Annotated in this window: 21 protein-coding genes; 8 read left to right on the top strand and 13 right to left on the bottom strand. The window is 34.8% G+C overall.

The window, feature by feature from the left end; genetic code table 11:
• Window positions 1-3: 3 nt before the first annotated feature.
• The 10 genes from HNP38_RS03255 to HNP38_RS03210 all read right to left on the bottom strand — a co-directional run bounded on the left by HNP38_RS03255 (window position 4) and on the right by HNP38_RS03210 (window position 7597).
• The gene (locus HNP38_RS03255; RefSeq protein WP_184184371.1) at window positions 4-897 is read right to left on the bottom strand and encodes a hypothetical protein; all 894 of its coding nucleotides are present in this window, start codon (window positions 895-897) and stop codon (window positions 4-6) included.
• Complete coding sequence (gene radC, locus HNP38_RS03250) at window positions 894-1571, bottom strand: RadC family protein (protein WP_184184368.1); 678 nt, start codon at window positions 1569-1571, stop codon at window positions 894-896. Before radC ends, HNP38_RS03255 begins: the two co-directional genes overlap by 4 nt.
• A 26-nt stretch (window positions 1572-1597) precedes the next feature.
• A complete protein-coding gene (locus HNP38_RS03245) occupies window positions 1598-2173 on the bottom strand; it encodes a murein L,D-transpeptidase catalytic domain-containing protein (protein WP_184184365.1) in 576 nt (191 codons plus the stop codon).
• Between the two features lie 13 nt (window positions 2174-2186).
• Complete coding sequence (locus tag HNP38_RS03240) at window positions 2187-2855, bottom strand: ABC transporter ATP-binding protein (protein WP_184184362.1); 669 nt, start codon at window positions 2853-2855, stop codon at window positions 2187-2189.
• Window positions 2856-3208: 353 nt separating this feature from the next.
• Window positions 3209-3439 (bottom strand): hypothetical protein, encoded by a 231-nt coding sequence (locus HNP38_RS03235; RefSeq protein WP_228460920.1) that lies wholly within the window; start codon window positions 3437-3439, stop codon window positions 3209-3211.
• Between the two features lie 412 nt (window positions 3440-3851).
• Window positions 3852-4148, bottom strand: coding sequence for a hypothetical protein (locus HNP38_RS03230; protein ID WP_184184357.1), 297 nt, complete (start codon window positions 4146-4148; stop codon window positions 3852-3854).
• 147 nt (window positions 4149-4295) lie between these two features.
• Window positions 4296-4775, bottom strand: a complete 480-nt coding sequence (locus HNP38_RS03225; RefSeq protein WP_317166715.1) for a DUF6705 family protein — start codon at window positions 4773-4775, stop codon at window positions 4296-4298.
• Window positions 4776-4859: 84 nt separating this feature from the next.
• Window positions 4860-5423 carry a DUF6705 family protein gene (locus HNP38_RS03220; protein ID WP_184184351.1) on the bottom strand — a complete coding sequence of 188 codons (564 nt, stop codon included), beginning with the start codon at window positions 5421-5423 and terminating at the stop codon, window positions 4860-4862.
• A complete protein-coding gene (locus HNP38_RS03215; protein WP_184184348.1) occupies window positions 5424-5993 on the bottom strand; it encodes a DUF6705 family protein in 570 nt (189 codons plus the stop codon).
• 11 nt (window positions 5994-6004) lie between these two features.
• On the bottom strand, window positions 6005-7597 hold the full coding sequence (locus HNP38_RS03210; RefSeq protein ID WP_184184345.1) for a hypothetical protein: 1593 nt from the start codon (window positions 7595-7597) through the stop codon (window positions 6005-6007).
• A 256-nt stretch (window positions 7598-7853) separates the two neighbouring features.
• Between HNP38_RS03210 and HNP38_RS03205 the strand changes: the two genes are divergently transcribed.
• A complete protein-coding gene (locus HNP38_RS03205; RefSeq protein ID WP_184184342.1) occupies window positions 7854-8231 on the top strand; it encodes a helix-turn-helix domain-containing protein in 378 nt (125 codons plus the stop codon).
• Window positions 8232-8485: 254 nt separating this feature from the next.
• Window positions 8486-9139 (top strand): DUF6261 family protein, encoded by a 654-nt coding sequence (locus HNP38_RS03200; protein ID WP_184184339.1) that lies wholly within the window; start codon window positions 8486-8488, stop codon window positions 9137-9139.
• Between the two features lie 72 nt (window positions 9140-9211).
• Here the strand turns inward: HNP38_RS03200 and HNP38_RS03195 are convergent, their stop codons facing one another.
• Together HNP38_RS03195 and pdhA are read right to left on the bottom strand one after the other, a co-directional pair.
• Window positions 9212-10828, bottom strand: coding sequence for a pyruvate dehydrogenase complex dihydrolipoamide acetyltransferase (locus tag HNP38_RS03195; RefSeq protein WP_184184336.1), 1617 nt, complete (start codon window positions 10826-10828; stop codon window positions 9212-9214).
• 109 nt (window positions 10829-10937) lie between these two features.
• Window positions 10938-11939 carry a pyruvate dehydrogenase (acetyl-transferring) E1 component subunit alpha gene (gene pdhA / locus HNP38_RS03190; RefSeq protein WP_184184332.1) on the bottom strand — a complete coding sequence of 334 codons (1002 nt, stop codon included), beginning with the start codon at window positions 11937-11939 and terminating at the stop codon, window positions 10938-10940.
• A gap of 221 nt (window positions 11940-12160) precedes the next feature.
• Between pdhA and HNP38_RS03185 the strand changes: the two genes are divergently transcribed.
• From HNP38_RS03185 to HNP38_RS03175, 3 genes are read left to right on the top strand one after another with little or no spacing between them, the layout of a single operon-like run.
• Window positions 12161-12667 (top strand): ABC transporter permease, encoded by a 507-nt coding sequence (locus HNP38_RS03185; RefSeq protein ID WP_228460918.1) that lies wholly within the window; start codon window positions 12161-12163, stop codon window positions 12665-12667.
• A 17-nt stretch (window positions 12668-12684) separates the two neighbouring features.
• On the top strand, window positions 12685-13164 hold the full coding sequence (locus HNP38_RS03180; RefSeq protein WP_184184326.1) for a BlaI/MecI/CopY family transcriptional regulator: 480 nt from the start codon (window positions 12685-12687) through the stop codon (window positions 13162-13164).
• Between the two features lie 22 nt (window positions 13165-13186).
• Window positions 13187-14968 (top strand): DUF4153 domain-containing protein, encoded by a 1782-nt coding sequence (locus tag HNP38_RS03175; RefSeq protein WP_184184324.1) that lies wholly within the window; start codon window positions 13187-13189, stop codon window positions 14966-14968.
• A 38-nt stretch (window positions 14969-15006) separates the two neighbouring features.
• On the opposite strand, the gene HNP38_RS03170 is transcribed toward HNP38_RS03175, so the two are convergent.
• The gene (locus HNP38_RS03170; RefSeq protein WP_184184321.1) at window positions 15007-15354 is read right to left on the bottom strand and encodes an RNA recognition motif domain-containing protein; all 348 of its coding nucleotides are present in this window, start codon (window positions 15352-15354) and stop codon (window positions 15007-15009) included.
• Window positions 15355-15711: 357 nt separating this feature from the next.
• On the opposite strand from HNP38_RS03170, the gene HNP38_RS03165 reads away from it, so the two are divergent.
• The 3 genes from HNP38_RS03165 to HNP38_RS03155 all read left to right on the top strand — a co-directional run bounded on the left by HNP38_RS03165 (window position 15712) and on the right by HNP38_RS03155 (window position 17490).
• Window positions 15712-16431 carry a phosphodiester glycosidase family protein gene (locus tag HNP38_RS03165; RefSeq protein WP_184184318.1) on the top strand — a complete coding sequence of 240 codons (720 nt, stop codon included), beginning with the start codon at window positions 15712-15714 and terminating at the stop codon, window positions 16429-16431.
• Between the two features lie 106 nt (window positions 16432-16537).
• The gene (locus tag HNP38_RS03160) at window positions 16538-16933 is read left to right on the top strand and encodes an acyl-CoA thioesterase (protein WP_184184315.1); all 396 of its coding nucleotides are present in this window, start codon (window positions 16538-16540) and stop codon (window positions 16931-16933) included.
• A complete protein-coding gene (locus tag HNP38_RS03155) occupies window positions 16930-17490 on the top strand; it encodes a helix-turn-helix domain-containing protein (RefSeq protein ID WP_184184312.1) in 561 nt (186 codons plus the stop codon). The genes HNP38_RS03160 and HNP38_RS03155 overlap by 4 nt, the downstream gene beginning before the upstream one ends.
• Window positions 17491-17618 lie beyond the last annotated feature (128 nt).

Here is a 17618-nt window from a genome sequence, read left to right as displayed (position 1 = left end):
AGATCATAGAAATTTTATAAACTTTTTAATAAGGTCTTTCTTTGAATTCATAATGACGGGATATTTCTTCAGTTCAGGACGGAAACCTCTGAAAAATTCTTCAACAGAAGGCACCTCGCTTCCTTCAAAATCAAAAATCTTATTTTCTATATTTTCTGAGATCACATGATCTATAATAACTGAAGCCCCGGAAAGCTTGATAAGGTCCTTATTATTAAATGTCCCTAAAAGTACTGCTGTCTTTTCATCATAATATATGGCAATGGCATTAATAACAGACTCATTATAATAAAAAGCGGTTATTTTCAGATGGCCTGCACTTTCAAAATCCAGAAAAGCCTGTAAAAATTCATTCTTATCCTTTTCGTTTTTTGCCCCTATTGCATTTTCAGAAACAAAATTCCAGATCTCTTTTATATGGACTTCCCGAATTTCTGTATTTTGTTTTACTTCTTCATCAAGCCTCAGTTTCCGTTTTCTTTTGGGAGAGTATCTTTGTCTTACTGTTTCATAGTTGTCCGGATAGATGAGAAAATTCTGTCTTTCTTTCAGTGTTCTGGTAAATGTATTGGCATCATTGAATGCATAATACCAGATCATATATTTTTCTTCAAAAAAGCTTAGAAACTGATCATTGATTTTAGTACTGTCCTCTTTTGAAAAGACCCCCAGTTGCTGGCACAATTTAGGATTGATGACAATTTTGAAGCCCATCTTTCTTGAAAAAGGAACAGGCATCACAGCTTCATAATCGTTATATACCAAAACTTCCCATTGTTTTCCTGAAGTGATATTCAGAAAGTCTTTGGATGCAGAATATTTTCTCTGTTCGGAGTTTTCTACACAATCAGTATATTTTTCGAAATCAATTTCATGGTATTTTAATCTTCTAATCATAATAATCCTTCATCTGAAAAACTAAAATAGGCGTTTTGTGTGATGATCAGGTGATCCAGAAGCTGAACATTTAAAAATTTTCCGGCTTCCTGTATTTTCTGTGTTATATTGATATCTTCCCGGCTTGGTTTCAAACTCCCAGAAGGATGATTATGCGCAATAATGATTCCTGTTGAATAATGATCCAGAGCTGTTTTGAATAAAATTCTTACATCTACGACAGATTGGCTGATTCCTCCTTGTGTTAATTTTGAAATATGAACTACTTTATTGCTCTGATTAAGAAAAATCGCCCAGAATTCTTCTGCCCGTAAATCTGATAATTGATTTTTAAAAACCTGATAAGCATCATCACTATTAGAAACTATAGTTTTCTCGGAAACTTCCTGTCCGGATCTTCTCCTTCCAATTTCTAAAGCTGTTGCAATAGAGATTGCTTTTACTTCTCCCACACCTTTAAATTTCATCAGATCTTTTACAGAAAGTAAGCTTAACTGATGCCAATTATGATCGACCGAAGCTAAAATTTTCCGGGCCAATTCCACAGCGGTTTCCTGTTTACTTCCACTTCCCATAATAATGGCTAATAATTCAGAATCAGATACTGAATTTCTACCTTTCAGTAAAAACTTTTCTCTGGGTCTGTCGTCTATTGCAAGAATTTTTATGGACATGATTGGATGAAATTATAGGTTAAGAATTAATAAAACGCATACAGGATAATAGGCTTTCCTGAATGATCAATATATTGAGCGGACTGTTTAAAAGCATTTGCTGAAAGCATAGGACATCCTAAACTTAAACAGGCTGGCTGCTCACTTTCTTTATCCGGGATACAATAATAAGAATGTAAAACGATAGCCCTCTGCATGGCATTACTGTTTGTACTGTCAAGCCCTTGCAGGCGATAAGATTTACCAAATTTCCCTACATAACTTTCTCGGATCTCATATTTTCCCAGAGAAGATTGATATGAACCTTCAATATTGCTGAATGCAAGCGTATTCGAATTTTGTACTACAGAGCCTGAGCCATGAGCAACAACCGCCTGCTGTAAAACCTTATCATTTTTTAAATCATATACGAAGTAACGGTATTTCCCTGAATGAATTTTAAAATTGATGAAAACGGCCAGATCTTGGTTATATTTCTTACCTTTTACATAGTTTTTGATCTCCAGAATTTTGGATTTCGGCAGGTGGATAGCAGTTTCTTGTGACTCAATCTTGGAACAGGGAATGAGTAATAGGAATAGGAAAATAAATTGTTTCATCATTGGTGTATGTGTTTTATTCTATAATCATTCCATCTTTCATCACTAATTTTCTATCTGTAATTTCAGCAAGGTGTGGGTTATGGGTCACAATCACAAATGTCTGATCATATTTATCCCTGAGATCAAAGAATAGTCTGTGCAGATCATCCGCATTCTTGGAATCAAGATTCCCTGTGGGCTCATCTGCAAAAATGATCTTGGGAGAATTGATCAAAGCTCTTGCCACTGCCACTCTTTGTGCCTCTCCTCCGGACAGCTGGTTGGGTTTATGATGAAGCCTTTGCTCAATCCTCAGGTCTTCAAACAAAGCATAGGCTTTTTCAACAGCTTCTTTTTCATTGGCACCTGCTATCTTTGTAGGAAGTAAAACATTTTCCAAAGCAGTAAACTCCGGAAGCAATTGATGGAACTGGAAAACAAATCCAATATTCTGATTTCTGAATTTGGAAAGCTGTTTATCATTCATATTGATAAAAGACTCTCCGGCTATTGTTATTTCAGTATCATGCTGCTTGGAACTGCTAGGCTGATCCAGAGTTCCTAAAATTTGTAAAAGTGTAGATTTCCCTGCCCCTGATTCTCCTACAATAGAAACTACCTCTCCTATTTTTATATGGATATCTACCCCTTTCAATACTTCTAAATCTCCATAAGATTTATGAATATTCCTTGCTTTAATCATAATCCAAAAATAGTAATTTGTTTGAAATAAAAAACCATCTTTAGAAGATGGTTTTGGCTATATAATATTTTTTTCTTTTTAATATATGTTTTGAAATTAAAAAAATATATTAATATCATTATTATAAGCAAAATATTTACTGTTTAGTAAGTCCGGTAGTGGGATTAACATCATGATACTGGCAATCTGGAGTAATAATATCTGTATGATTAATTGGCCTGTATTTTATACAAATTACATTTTCAGTTATTGCTTTGTAAGGTTATAACTTGCTTTTCAGGAAAGGTTTGTACAAAAGTACTTGGACATTCTCCAACAACAATGTCATGCTCAGACCAATAAAATATGTTCATTTAGTTTGGTGTATTTGGTTTCATATATAAATATACAGTTCCATAATTTATGCATCCTTTTGGTGATGGTCCTACGAAATATATCATAGATGCTTTTAAATCAGGCTGAAATCCTAAACCAGAAAATTTAGTATTTGAATCATCAGGTTCATTAAGATTATCAAAAATAATTAAAGGTAAATTATCGGTTATACTAATCCGAATTCTACCTTTTATTCGATCTCTTTTCATTCCCATTTCATCATATAAATTTTTGTTGAATTTTAATTCGTATATTTTCCCATTATATATTCCTTTCTATGTATCGATATATTTATCCAGAGAATTATTTATGTCTTTTTCATAATTGTAATCAGAACAGTTTGGATTTATTGAGCACTGGGCAGCAGCTTCTAAAGAAATTGTTTGAGACTGACAAGATATTGAAAGTGTCGAAATAATTATAAAAATTAACCTTTTCATAGTCTGTTTTCATGAAGTAAAACCTCCTTTTGGAGGTTTTACTTACTGTTTAATAAGAACTATTTCTCCAGGTAGTGGCTCCGGAAAAGGGTCAGCATCATAATACGGGCAATCAGGTGTAATAATATCTGTAGTATTTACAAATCTCCAATTGAGTTTTGCTTAGATAGAATTTGTGAAACTAATTAATTCCATAAATTTTAACTTTTGCTGATTTTAAAATTGACTGAACTGCAATTAAAAAATCTTTGTAAGGAGTATCTTTATCTCCTTTACTTAATCCATAAATACTATATTCCACAGACGCATCTATACTGCCAAACTTCAATGTTGTATAATCTCCATCAATTACTGTTTGAAAGTCATTCATTAAGTCAATAGGCTTAATTTTTAAAATGGCATTTACAATTTCAATATATTCATTTTCCGGTAAGGCATATTTCTCGATGAGTTCTTTTTTCTCTTTTACCGAGATCATAGATAGGTTTGAAAATTTCAATTTTAACATGAGACCCTATTACAATTGAGTTTGAATTTTCTAAAGTAATATAGCCTAATTTTACTTCCTGACTAAAAGTTATTGAGAAAACAATAGAAAACAACAGACTTAAAATATACTTAGTCATTATTGTTTTATTAATATAGTATTATTGGGCAATGGTTGTGGTCTTTGGTCTTGTGCCCAGCCATAATAAAAACAATCTGTATCTAGAATGTTTTCATCTTCTGAATACTTCCATTCCAGCTTTGTTTTTGTAGAATCTGTGAAATTAAACCTTCCGTATCCACCCATAGAACATAAATCTGGATCGTTATAAATAAAAGAATATTTGTCATCTATTTTTCTAAAACCTATACCTATAATTTTAGCATTTTCATCAGGAAGATTAGTATTATCAAAAAGAATTAATCCATTGGCATCCTTTACAACAAATTTTCCGATAAGATAATCTCTATAATATTTGTAGACATTATCATATTTATTAGTGACTTTTGTTAAAGTAATCAAAATAGTTTTACCATTCCATGTTCCTTTCCATATTCCCACATAATCCTGTAATTCATTGTTTGTATCTTTTTCATAAGAATTTTCTGGAAGATCAATGGTTATTGGTCTTAATGGATAAATTTGTTAAGCTTTACAAGAAATTATAATTGTTGACAGTATTAATAAAAATGCTTTTTTCATTTATTGTTTTGTCAAAATAATATTATTAGGTAAGGGTTGTGGACGGTCTGCTTGTGCCCAGCCATAATAAAAACAATCTGTATCTATAATGTTTTCGTCTTCAGAATATTTCCATTCCAGCTTTGTTTTAGTGGAATCTGTGAAGTTAAATCTTCCACTTCCATTCATAGCACATAAATCCATGTCTATATAGATAAAAGAATATTTGTCTCCATACTTTCTAAAGTTAATACCTTTAATTTTAGCATTGCCATCAGGAAGATTAGTATTATCAAAAAGAATTAATCCATTGGCATCTTTTACAACAAATTTCCCGATAAGATAATCTCGATAATATTTAAGTGCAGTTTCATATTTATATGTTATTTTCTTTAATGTGATCCAAATAGTTTTACCATTCCAAGTGCCTTTCCAAGTTCCTTCATAATCTTGGAGCTCATTATTCGTGTCTTTTTCATACGAATTTTCAGGAAGGTCAATTGGTACAGGTCTTAAAGGATAGATTTGTTGTGCTTTACAAGCAGTTATAATAATTAATAATATAAATAAAAATGCTTTTTTCATTTATTGTTTTGTCAAAATAATAGTATTAGGAAGAGGTTGTGGGCGATCTGCTTGCGCCCAGCCATAATAAAAACAATCTGTATCTATCCAGTTTTCACTCTCTGAATATTTCCATTCCAGTTTTGTTTTGGTACTATCTGTGAATTTAAATCTTCCTCTTCCATTCATATGACAAAGATCTGGATCATTGTAACCAAACAAATAGCTTGTTGTATTCTTTATAAATCCACTTCCTTTTATTTTAGCATTATCGTCAGCTAGAGCATTATTATCAAAAAGAATTAATCCGTTAGAATCTTTTACAATAAATTTTCCTATAAGAATATCATTATAATAAGCTCTATTCTCTAAAAATATTTTGTAAAATTTTATCTTTTTAAGAGTAATTAAAATAGTTTTACCGTTCCAAGTGCCTTTCCAAGTTCCTTCATAATCATGAAGCTCATTATTGGTGTCCTTTACATAAGAATCTTTTGGGAATTCTTCTATATCATAAGTTTTCAAAGGATAAATTTGAGATTTACAGCAAATACATAAGAAAAGTATTATTAAAGAAAGTACTGGTTTCATAATGTTAGATTTTAAGGGCATAATGTTAAAATTATTTTTTTTGTTATAGGATCATATTCCAGTTTGGTAGATGAAGTTTCTGTAACTCTATATACTTCCAATCCATTTATTTTTACTTTTTCTTTCAAAAACTGTGCAAATACTTTTTCTGTGTTTTCTTGGGTTAATTTGTTTTCTAAAATTAATTTATTATATTCATTTGTATACCAATCTCTCCATTCACCAATTTTATCCCATGTATTAGAAGGAATCTCTGCTTCACCATTATACTGAAGCATGTAGCTTCCCAGTGAGGTGACTACCACAGAATAAGCACTGTTGTAACTTCCTGTATAGTCTTTAGACTGTTTCATCAGTCTGCACAAAAATGTCCGTACATCTGCTGGAGATGGTGCTTTTATAGGTATATCGCCATTACAATCTTCATCATTATGAATATGGATAAGTCCTACAATACCGTTTTTATTTTGGGGTAAATCCATTCCATGACTACAAGGTATCGCATTTTCAACCACAAAACTTGGTTCTACCCCTGTAGTCCCCACCGGTGGAAGTCTTTCATAATATCCTTTTTCATGATTCATCGCAAACATGGCTGGAGTATTTAATTCCTGATATTTTGCTTTGAACTTCGCATCAGCAAATTTAGCTTTTATTTTTGTACAGGGATTTAAAGGTTTAGGGAGTTCTACTAGATTAGGAAGCGTCGGTGTTCCAGTATTACAGCCTTCTTGAGTTCCTAATGTAGAGTTGGGGTCTTGTGGCTGGGTAATGATGCCGTTTCCTCCACAGGGATTATTCGGGTTGGTTCCGTTATTGGGGTTTGTAGGGTTTCCGCCTCCTGTCTCCGGGTAGGTTACTCCCGGTGTGGTTTCTGTCTCTGTACCGCCACCGCCTACCATAGTGCATACACGGGTTACCGTAATCACCAGTACAGACTGTACATCTGCCTTGCAGGGGCCACCGTCTTCATCAGAAGCTTCCCCATGATGATGGGCGTTTTCACTACAGGAAGTATAATAAGAAACGGTTTTATAGTAACAGACCAAATCCTGCTTCATAGCAGAGGAATAGGTTCCGCTTTCCAATGGAGTATATTCTACCTTTCCGGTGAGATCTACAGATCCTCTGGCATTCATGGTTTGCTTTTCCTGATCGGTAAGGTTATAGGTGATCAGCATTTCTCTCCAGCTTCCATCCGAAAGAGGGCTTAGTACCAGATTTTCTACAGGAGCATTGGCAGGGGCATTCTCTCTTTCTATTTTGAAAGTATAGGTATAAAAATCCGGTCCGTTTTCAATATAGATCACATCATTTGTATTAATGGAAACACCATCACTATAGTGAACCGTTTTTCCGGAAGCATTCATTTTCTCTCCCATCCTCTTACCCTCAAACCCCATCTTATCCTTTGCTTTTTCCAGCCCTGGAAGAAGTCCGGCTTTGTGCTTACTCTGATCAAGGGAGATCCTTTTGGAGGTGAGTTTGAACTCGCTGCTGTTGTTATACCTCTCCTGTTCGGGGAAATAATCATTCCGGCAGGATTGGAGGGCAAGTATAAAAGCCATCCCTAAAGACAGCCATAAGGTATTCTTTTTCCTCATAACATATTGTGTTTTTAGAAGTTAAATATAATTATTTTTTTAATAACTCTACAAATATGTGAAAAACGGCAGATACCTCCAAACCTGTTTTTGCATAAAATTACCCGAAAATCGGGTAAGAAGATCCGCGAACGAAATAGATAAAGTTGAGATTCTTCCTTCATCAGAATAACAAAAGAGGGTACAAAATAAATTGTCCATATCATCCACCAATAATCTTATTATTTTTATATTTGTTTATAAATTATCATATACAATGACCAATAACGTTGCAGAGAAAATAAAGAGATTACGAAAATCCAAAGGATACTCACAGGAAGATATGGCCGAAAAGCTGAACATTTCCCAATCTGCCTATGCAAGGATAGAAAGCGGAGAAAGCCACTCCTGGGCTGCCTATATAGAAAAGCTGAGTGAGATCTTTGAAATGAAGCCCGAAAACTTTTTGACAGATGAAACTAATAATTTAGAACAAGAAAATACAGATCAAAAAGGTGGAATGGCTTTTCAGTTTGTAGGAACTATCAATACCATCAATTCTCTTTCAGAAAAACTGATAGAACAATATGAAGAACGCATACAGGAACTAAAAGAACAGGTAAACTACTGGAAAAACAAAGCAGAAGAGCTGTAAAAGGTTTTCCTTTCCCTCCGAAAACCTCCTGCACCCCTGCTATAAACTTTCCTGGTCTTCCGAAAATCCCACACTGTCCTGTTGCCAGCTTTCGGAAGTGCAAAACAATAAAATTAAAACTTGTTTTGAAATAATGTTTAATTTATAATATTCAAATGTATGAAAACAATTGATTTACCTAAACTCCGCAATGCAGAGTATCTTCAGTATATGAAGGATTTTGCAGGCATCATCAATCTTATAATCCCTCAGGTTTGCAGATAGATGCAAAACTCGCAGCTTTTATCAATAAAACTGCCGAACTGGAAGCCTTATTCAAAAAAGCGCTGGCAAGTGAGATCACCAAAGAGATTTTGCAGTTGGATGAGAAAAGGGATAGTGCCATTAATGTTATTTATTACTTTTTATTGTCCTATACCTATCACTATGATGCAGATAAGAAACAAAAAGCTCAGCTTCTTTTGGAAAATATGGCGCTGTATGGCAGTGGTATTGCCAGGCTTAATTATCAGGCAGAAACTGCTACACTCAACAATATGCTGCGCGACTGGGAACTGAAAACCGATCTGGCAGATGCCATTACTGCTTTCAATCTTTCTTCATGGGTGAATGAGCTGAAAAATGCCAATAGCCTCTTCAATGAAAAATACATCTCCCGTACACAAGAGTATGGGGATGCTAATCCGGAAACCATCAAGACGAAAAGGGAAGAAACCAATACTACTTATTATGCACTTCGTGACAGAATAGATGCTCTGCATCTTTTGGCAGAAGCCCCTCCTTCTCCTTATGATACCGTAATCAATCAGCTAAATGCTCTTACAGATCAGTACAATATTTTGCTTGTAAACAGGCAAAATGTTTCTACAGACGAAACAGATGGTACTTTACCTATCTCTGCAACTTAAAAAAAATTAAATTAAATCACAAACAAAAAACCTCTCGAAGTGAGAGGTTTTAATATGATGTATTTCAATAAATTACAGCAGCAAAGTTAAAGGGCTTTCAAGGTATGTTTTAAGAGTCTGTAAAAATTCTGAGCCGGTGGCTCCGTCTACTACTCTGTGATCACAAGCCAATGAAAGCTTCATGATGTTTCCAATAACGATCTGGCCATCTTTAACGATAGGTTTTTCAATGATTGCTCCTACGGAAAGGATTGCTGAATTTGGCTGATTAATGATACTTGTAAAAGTTTCAATCCCGAACATTCCCAGATTAGAAATTGAGAATGTGGAGCCTTCCATTTCATTCGCTTTAAGTCCTTTGGATTTCGCCCTTGATGCCATATCTTTTACAGTAGCTGAGATCTGGGTATAGTTCATCTGGTCTGTATTTTTGAGAACAGGAACTACCAGTCCATCAGGAATGGCAACCGCCACACCAATGTTGATATTTCCTCTGTGAATGATCTTATCCCCTGCCCAGCTTGAGTTTACCTGTGGATGTTTTCTTAAGGCAATAGCAGTTGCTTTAATGATCATATCATTGAAAGAAATTTTGGTATCCGATAAAGAATTGATCTCTTTTCTTGCTTCAATGGCCTTATCCATATTGATCTCTACCATCAGATAATAGTGAGGAGCAGAGAATTTGCTTTCGGAAAGACGTTTTGCAATAATATTCCTTACCTGAGAGTTTGGAGTTTCAGTATCTTCTCCCTGAACGAAGTTCAGTGCCACCTGAGCTGCAGCGCTTACTGCCGGAGCAGGTGCTGTCGACTGTGACTGGGAAGGCTGATAGTTTTCAATATCTTTTTTAACGATTCTTCCATTTTCTCCAGATCCCTGAACGCTTTGAATATCAACTCCTTTTTCCTGAGCCATTTTTTTAGCCAGTGGAGAAATTGCCACTCTGTCAGAAGATGAATTTGCCACTTGTGCAGCCGGTTTCTCTTCGGTTTTAGCTTCTGCTTTTGGTTCAACAGGTTTTTCTGAAGACTGTGCAGCTGGTTTAGCGGCACCTACTCCTGAAATATCTGTTCCTGCAGGTCCAATAATAGCTAATACAGAATCTACCGGGGCAGCACCTCCTTCTTCTACACCCTGCTTCAATAGCACTCCATTGAATTCAGATTCGAAATCCTGAACTGCTTTATCCGTTTCGATTTCAGCAAGAAGATCTCCTTCTTTCACAGTATCTCCTACATTTTTATGCCATTTAGCTACTTTACCTTCCGTCATAGTATCGGAAAGACGAGGCATGGTAATCACTTCCACACCGGCAGGAACTTCTGCTGCTGTTTGTTCAACGCTGGTTCCGTTACCTTCTGTTTTGGATTCTTCTTCAATTTTTTTCTCTTCAGAAGAGGTATCAGCGGCAGGAGCACTCCCTCCTTTCAATGCTGAAATATCTTCTCCTTCATTTCCAATAATTGCTAAAACCGAATCCACTGCAGCCGATCCTCCTTCTTCAACACCTACATATAAAAGAGTACCTTCTATTTCAGATTCAAAATCCTGAACTGCTTTATCCGTTTCAATTTCAGCTAATATATCTCCTTCTTTTACTTTGTCTCCTGTTTTTTTATGCCATTTTGCCACTTTCCCTTCCGTCATAGTGTCGGAAAGACGAGGCATGGTAATTACTTCTGCCATAATTTTTTTTAATTTGAAAATTCAGTAATTTAAAAATTTGAAAATCAAAAAAGGATATATTATTATCTCATTTCTCAAATTCTCAAATTTTCAAATTGACTCATTATCTTTAGTTTTCTAATTTGTCTAAGAACGGATAGTTTTCCTGAGTATATACATATTCATAGATCTTTTCTGCCGTAGGATATGGAGAGTTTTCCATAAATTCTATACATTCTTCAACAAAATCTCTTGATTTATTGTCAATAGCCTCCAGCTCCTCTTCGGTAGCCCAGCTGTTTGCTAAAATTCTTTGCTTTACCAATTCAATAGGGTCATCATTTTTATGAAGTGCTACTTCTTCCTTGGTTCTGTAAGGCTCCGCATCAGACATGGAATGTCCTCTGTAACGGTAAGTTCTTGCTTCAATAAAAGTTGGCCCGTCTCCTCTTCTTGCTCTTTCAATAGCTTCATAAGCAGCTTCCGCCACTTTTTCAGGATCCATGGCGTCCACAGGAAGACAAGGCATTTCATACCCTAATCCTAATTTATAGATATCTTCATGATTGGCTGTTCTTTTTACAGATGTTCCCATGGCATACTGGTTGTTTTCCACAACAAATACTACAGGAAGCTTCCAGTTCATCGCCATATTGAATGTTTCATGAAGTGACCCCTGTCTTGCCGCTCCGTCTCCAAAGAAACAAACATTCACCGCTTTTCTGTCAAAATATTTATCTGCAAAAGCAATACCGGCTCCTAAAGGGATCTGTCCGCCAACAATACCGTGTCCTCCATAGAAACGGTGCTCTTTACTGAAAATATGCATGGAACCACCCATACCCCCTGACGTTCCTGTTGCTTTTCCACAAAGTTCCGCCATGATTCTCTTAGGATCTACCCCCATTGCCATTGGATGTATGTGGCATCTGTAAGCTGTAATCATGCTATCCTTGGTTAGATCCATTGCGTGGGTAAAACCTGCTGGGATAGCCTCCTGACCGTTATACAAATGTAAAAAACCTCTGATTTTTTGTTTTAGATAGAGAGAACGGCATTTGTCTTCAAACCTTCTCCACATTGTCATATCTTCATACCACTTCAGGTATACCTCTTTCGAAAATTCTTTCATGTGTTAGCTCTTGCTTATTTATTATGAAATAGTTGAGCAAAATTATAAAAAAAACTTTGTTTTTATTGTATACCTTGTCAATTGTTTTTTGGTTATAATCTTATATTTGAATTTTAAATCTGAACATGGAAGAAAAACAGCCTTCGTTGATACATACCTTATCAAGAATCATCTCCGATTTTTTTAATCCTCTAGTATCTTTATTTATATTTTTCATTTATATGAGTGTCCGGGAATACTCATTAAAAGATGCCATAGCACATTTCCTTCCTATCTTATTAATGATCATTGTTCCCGTGATCATCTGGCTGGTCTGGAACGTAAAAACCGGAAGGTATACCAATATGGATGTTTCCAACCGGGTACAGAGAAAAACGCTGTATATTTTTATCGCGACCTGTGTAATAGCTTATCTTATATTTTACTATATCAGAAACGGCTCTTTAGATTTTGTAATGCTTTTTATCCTTGTGCTTCTTTTTGCCCTGCAGATCAGTAATTTCTTTATTAAAAGTTCAATGCATACTGCTTTCAATGTGTTCGTAGCGTCACTGTTCTTTGTCCTAGACTGGAAAATGGGAATTATCTGGTTTGGAATTGCCGCTTTGGTAGGTATTACCCGGGTTATTTTAAAAAGGCATACGGTAAAAGAAGTATTTATGGGTGCCGGAATAGCGTGTGTGGTATCTTTTATTTATCTTTATTGCAACATACAGTTTCAACATTAAGAAATCAGGAATATTATATGAAAATCAATCACCTTACTTCGGCAGAAGAAAATCTGATGAAGCTTTTCTGGAAGCTCAACTCTTTTTATTTAAAGGATATCATGGAACAGCACCCGGAACCAAAACCACATCAGAATACTGTTTCCACTTACCTTAAAATATTAGTCGAGAAAGGATATCTATCCACTGAAAAAGAAGGAAGAATATTCAGATATACGGTGATGGTTCCTTTTGAGGAGTATAAAAAATTCCTGTTAAAAGAGCTTTCACACAACTTTTTCAATGATTCCGGAAAAGAAATCCTGGAGTTTTTATTTAACGAAAAGTTAATTTCACAAAATGACCTAAGGGATTACTTTGATCTGAAAATTGAAATGAAACCTACCAAAATAAGTGAGCCAAAACTGGAAATCGCCAATGAAATCCTAAATCCGAAGAAAAATAAAAAAGGAAAGGAGAAGGAGAAAGGCAAAAAGAAAAAGAAGAAAAAAAATTAAGCACAAAATAAAAACCTGAATTATGAAAACAAAATTTCTGGAAATAATCAGGAAGGCGGATGATGTGATCTTCCGCTATCCTATGGTTTTAGTGATGGCCCTTCTGGCTTCCATCGGAGCGATTTGTATGTTCGAATATAACCGTGAAAGGGAGCTGTTTTTCGTATTCTCAAAATTTACCATATGCTGCTGCTTGGGAATTTCACTTATGTTTGCCATAAAGATGCTTTCTCAAAGAATTGGCAAAGCTTTTTTGCTGGAACTGGCCGGAACGTTTTTTCTTATAGGGTTTTATTTCATCCTGCCAAAAAAGGAAAAAGAGTTCACCGAAGTCTATGGTTATATCATTGCCGTAACAGCTTTATTATCTCATCTTTTGGTTTCGTTTGCGGCATTTTTAAATAAAGATAAGGAACTTGGCTTTTGGCAGTATAATAAGAATCTTTTCATTAATATATTTCTTACAGCCGTATTCACAGGAGTACTTACAGGAGGTATAGAACTGGCTATTCTGGCGGTTGATAAGCTATTTGATTTTAATTTTGATGATAAGCTTTATACAGATACTTTCTATGTTTTAGCCATCTTCGGAAGCTGCTTTATATTCCTGCTTTTTAACGAAAAAGGATTGAAACACCTCGAAAAAGACGGGAAATACCCTGTTATTCTGAAGTTTTTCGCCCAGTTTATATTAATCCCTCTCCTTCTTATTTATCTGATCATTCTTTATTTCTATTCCATTAAAATACTGATCAACTGGGAACTCCCGAGAGGTTGGGTTTCCTATCTTGTACTGGCCTATAGTATTGTTGGAGTTTTGGCTTTATTGCTGGTATATCCTTTAAAAGAAGACCATACTAAATCATGGGTAAGGATTTTCTCAAAACTCTTTTACTTTACCATTATTCCTTTGATCATCCTGCTTTTTACGGCCATATTTACAAGGATTCTGGAATACGGATATACAGAGCCGAGATACTTTGTTTTGTTGCTGGCTTTGTGGTTATTGAGTGTGGTGATCTATTTTATTTTCAGTAAACGTTCAACCATTAAGTTCATTCCTGTCAGCTTATTTTTATTTGGCGCTTTTGCTTTGATATTTCCTTACTTCAACGCGTTCAGTACAGCAAAAAGAAGCCAGAAAAGCGAACTGATGAAGCTTTTGGAAGAAAATAAACTTTTAGAAAATGATAAGATCAGTTTTCAAAAGAAAGTCGCTGATACCGTCGTTAATGAAATTGCCAATAAATTTGAATTTCTGGCAAAAAGGAAGCAAAAAGATTTCCTTGTTGGCCTGGTTCCCAACAAAGATCAGAAACAACTGTCAAAAGACATAGAGTCTGTTGATTTCTGGGCTGTAGCAGACAATATCAGAAACAGTTTCCCTAATAAAAATCAGACTTCCTCCTCAAAAGAGTATGAAAGGTTGACCCTGACTTCGGAGAATGATGCTTTCAATATCGGGAACTATCAATATCTGATCAACCTGAACAGATACAATAACGGCATCAGAAAGGTCAATGGTGATGAGATCAGCATCATAGAAAAGTCGGACGATACTATCCTGAAAATCATTCTGAATTCAAAAGAAGAAGCCGATTTTACCCCGGCCATTCATAAGCTTATGGAGGCTAATAAGAATAAAACAGGAATGGTAAGGCTCCCTGAAATATCAATGGAAAGTGACCTTGGTAAATATCATTTAAAAATAATTTTTACCAGCATTACAAAAGATAGTAACCCCTATAACAAATCAGGAAACATTTATTATAATGATGCGGTACTCCTTATAAAAGAAAAATAAAGACATAAAAAAAGCGGCTTTTAAGCCGCTTGTATTTTTTACCAACGATTTCCACCGCCGCCACGGTTGTTACCTCCGTAACCTCCGCCTCTGTTGTTTCCATAACCACCGCCTCTGTTGTTATCAAAACTTCTTCTTGGCTTCTCTTCTCTTGGCTTAGCTTCAGAAACGTTTAATATTTTCCCGTTAAATTCTTTCTGGTTAAGAGCTTCAATAGCTTGTCTTCCTTCTTCATCTTCCATTTCGATAAAACCAAAACCTCTTGAACGACCGGTCTCTCTGTCCGTTACAATTTTAGCAGAAGATACTTCTCCGAACTCTGCAAATAGATCCTGCAACTCATACTCTTTAGTTGCGTAATTGATGTTTGAAACAAAAATGTTCATTTTGAATAAATTAAAAAATTAATAAAAAAATTGGATATAAAAGAAAAACAACATAAATTAATGAACAAATATTGATTCCAAATATAAACGTTTGCAATATACAATTAAAAATTTCAAAATAAAGCCTTTTTTTATATTTTTTCATATATTATGTTTAATTGCAAAATGAAAACCATTAAAAAACAATAAATATTTATCATTTATTAATAAAATTTTACTGATAAATGGATATAAATTTAAAAATTATTTAACATGAAGACAAATACCTATACCATTCTTCAGCAAAGCATTGGATTGCCAGCCGGGGGATATTCCGGAGTATAAATAATTTTTATTTGAAAAATCTCTCTATTAGCAATGTTAAAACAATTGAAAATATTATCCCTTATTACTTTACTGGTCTTTTCATGTAAAAATGCAAATGAAGAGAATAAGAATTTTGTCATTTATCAATCAGATATAAAAAATGAAAATTTAGAATTCTATTGGAAAGATGATAAAAGCCAGATCTTAAAAAGCATCGGTAATCTGAAAAAGTATGTAAACGAAGAAAATAAGGAGCTTATATTCGCAATGAATGGAGGAATGTTTACACCGGACAATCACCCTAAAGGCATATTTATACAGAATTATAAAATAATCACTGAACTTGACACATTGTCCGGTGAAGGCAACTTTTATATGAATCCAAATGGCGTCTTTTATATCAATGAAAATAATGAAGCTGGCATTGCCACAACAAAAAATTATAACAAATATTGCATTAATTCAAAATTTGCAACCCAATCCGGCCCCATGTTAATTATTAGCGGAAAAATCAACCCGCTTTTTCAAAAAAACTCTAAAAATCTGAATATAAGAAACGGTGTCGGGATTTCGGAAAATGGAAAAATGATTTTTGCTATGTCTAAAAAAGAGATCAATTTCTATGATTTTGCTGCATTTTTTCAAAGCATGGATTGTAAAAACGCATTGTATCTTGATGGCTTCGTATCAAGAACTTATTTACCGCAGCAAAATTGGATTCAGGAAGATGGAAATTTTGGAGTAATTATAGGAATAACCAGAAGAAAATAGTAAGCAGTTGATTGAGAAAATAAATAATACTTTTCAGATAACTAAATATCAAATGATCGATAAAACAGGTTATAAACATTAAATTTGTACTGCAAATTATTTACATATGAACTACCACACCAGAAAATGGGTAAAACCGGAAGATTTAAACCCTAATCATTCACTTTTCGGGGGAAGACTATTGCAATGGATCGATGAGGAAGCGGCACTTTATACCATTATTCAGCTGGAAAATACGAGAATTGTTACCAAGTTTATTTCCGAGATCAATTTTGTAAGCTCTGCCAAACAGGGAGATATCATCGAAATCGGTATCGAGGTGCTGAAATTTGGCGCCACTTCAATTACACTCAAATGTGACGTAAGAAACAAAATGACCCGGCAAACCATTATTACTGTAGATAAGATTGTTATGGTCAATTTGGATGAAAACGGTAATCCCGCTCCACACGGCAAAACCAGAGTTGAATTTGTAAAAGACAGATTAAATAACCCGATATGAAGATTTTCATAAAAAATATGGTTTGCGGCAGGTGTATTTCTGCAGTTAAAAGTATTTTTAATGAAGCTGATATCTCTGTCCGATCCATAAACCTGGGAGAAGTGGAAACAATATCCGAAATTTCAGATCAGGATTTGCATATCGTTGAAAAACGGTTAGAAGAAACAGGTTTTGAAAGAATTAAAGACTCTGCCCACAGACTCGTTGAGAAAATCAAAAGCCTGATCATTATCAAAATAGGAGAACTTGATATTGATGAAAACTTCCTCTTGTCCGAATTCCTGAGCTCAGAACTTCATAAAGATTATAGTTCAGTATCAAAAGTATTCTCACAGAATGAAAATATTACCCTGGAACAGTTTTTCATTCTCCAAAAAATAGAAAAGGTAAAAGAACTGCTTCTATACGATGAGTTCACACTTACAGAAATTGCCGGGAAATTAGGCTATAAAAGTGTTCAGCATTTATCCACCCAGTTCAGGAACAGTACAGGTTTCACCCCCACCGAATTCAAAAAGCTGAAAATCCATAACAGAAAACCTTTAGACAGCTTATAGATTTCTCCCGCAGATTTGGCAGATTGTGCAGATCTTTTTTATTATGAGATTATTTTAAGCACAAGCATCTGCACAATCTGCCAAATCTGCGGGAGCCAAAAAACACCACACACCCCTAACTACAATTC

The sequence above is a fragment of the Chryseobacterium defluvii genome (assembly GCF_014204415.1).
Taxonomy (GTDB): domain Bacteria; phylum Bacteroidota; class Bacteroidia; order Flavobacteriales; family Weeksellaceae; genus Chryseobacterium; species Chryseobacterium defluvii_A.
The sequence above is the reverse complement of the archived record's forward strand: the minus strand, read 5'-3'. Positions and strand labels throughout refer to the sequence as shown.

Coding starts and splice junctions, on each gene's coding strand:
- HNP38_RS03255 (WP_184184371.1), bottom strand. CDS start 897: ATGATTAGAAGATTAAAATACCATGAAATTGATTTCGAAAAATATACT.
- radC (WP_184184368.1), bottom strand. CDS start 1,571: ATGTCCATAAAAATTCTTGCAATAGACGACAGACCCAGAGAAAAGTTT.
- HNP38_RS03245 (WP_184184365.1), bottom strand. CDS start 2,173: ATGATGAAACAATTTATTTTCCTATTCCTATTACTCATTCCCTGTTCC.
- HNP38_RS03240 (WP_184184362.1), bottom strand. CDS start 2,855: ATGATTAAAGCAAGGAATATTCATAAATCTTATGGAGATTTAGAAGTA.
- HNP38_RS03235 (WP_228460920.1), bottom strand. CDS start 3,439: ATGAAAAGAGATCGAATAAAAGGTAGAATTCGGATTAGTATAACCGAT.
- HNP38_RS03230 (WP_184184357.1), bottom strand. CDS start 4,148: ATGATCTCGGTAAAAGAGAAAAAAGAACTCATCGAGAAATATGCCTTA.
- HNP38_RS03220 (WP_184184351.1), bottom strand. CDS start 5,423: ATGAAAAAAGCATTTTTATTTATATTATTAATTATTATAACTGCTTGT.
- HNP38_RS03215 (WP_184184348.1), bottom strand. CDS start 5,993: ATGAAACCAGTACTTTCTTTAATAATACTTTTCTTATGTATTTGCTGT.
- HNP38_RS03210 (WP_184184345.1), bottom strand. CDS start 7,597: ATGAGGAAAAAGAATACCTTATGGCTGTCTTTAGGGATGGCTTTTATA.
- HNP38_RS03205 (WP_184184342.1), top strand. CDS start 7,854: ATGACCAATAACGTTGCAGAGAAAATAAAGAGATTACGAAAATCCAAA.
- HNP38_RS03195 (WP_184184336.1), bottom strand. CDS start 10,828: ATGGCAGAAGTAATTACCATGCCTCGTCTTTCCGACACTATGACGGAA.
- pdhA (WP_184184332.1), bottom strand. CDS start 11,939: ATGAAAGAATTTTCGAAAGAGGTATACCTGAAGTGGTATGAAGATATG.
- HNP38_RS03185 (WP_228460918.1), top strand. CDS start 12,161: ATGAGTGTCCGGGAATACTCATTAAAAGATGCCATAGCACATTTCCTT.
- HNP38_RS03180 (WP_184184326.1), top strand. CDS start 12,685: ATGAAAATCAATCACCTTACTTCGGCAGAAGAAAATCTGATGAAGCTT.
- HNP38_RS03175 (WP_184184324.1), top strand. CDS start 13,187: ATGAAAACAAAATTTCTGGAAATAATCAGGAAGGCGGATGATGTGATC.
- HNP38_RS03170 (WP_184184321.1), bottom strand. CDS start 15,354: ATGAACATTTTTGTTTCAAACATCAATTACGCAACTAAAGAGTATGAG.
- HNP38_RS03165 (WP_184184318.1), top strand. CDS start 15,712: ATGTTAAAACAATTGAAAATATTATCCCTTATTACTTTACTGGTCTTT.
- HNP38_RS03160 (WP_184184315.1), top strand. CDS start 16,538: ATGAACTACCACACCAGAAAATGGGTAAAACCGGAAGATTTAAACCCT.
- HNP38_RS03155 (WP_184184312.1), top strand. CDS start 16,930: ATGAAGATTTTCATAAAAAATATGGTTTGCGGCAGGTGTATTTCTGCA.